Origin of the sequence: Mesorhizobium sp. M8A.F.Ca.ET.165.01.1.1 (assembly GCF_004792065.1) — a bacterium.
GTDB lineage: Bacteria > Pseudomonadota > Alphaproteobacteria > Rhizobiales > Rhizobiaceae > Mesorhizobium.
On record NZ_SRTH01000270.1, the window covers coordinates 1 to 279 of the forward strand.

1 protein-coding gene is annotated in these 279 nt (G+C 63.4%); it reads left to right on the forward strand.

The window, feature by feature from the left end; translation table 11 throughout:
- Window positions 1-279, forward strand: a 279-nt coding sequence (locus EN808_RS36055; RefSeq protein WP_135918287.1) for a VCBS domain-containing protein, incomplete at both ends; no start/stop codon positions are given.

Below are 279 nucleotides of genomic sequence, written 5' to 3' on the forward strand. Positions count from 1 at the left end.
GCAATGTCGGCAACGACCTGGTCGGCACCTATGGCACGCTGCATCTCAACAGCGACGGCAGCTACAGCTATACGCTCGACAATGGCCTGGCCTCGGTGCAGCAGCTTGCCGAAGGCGCCACCGTCACAGACGTCTTCAGCTACACCAACGCCGACAATCACGGCGGCTCTTCGTCCGCCAACCTGACCATCACCATCACCGGCACCAACGATGCGCCGGTGGCGGTGGCCGATGCGGCGGCGGTGAAGGAAGACACCAACACGCTGGCCGATCCCAATC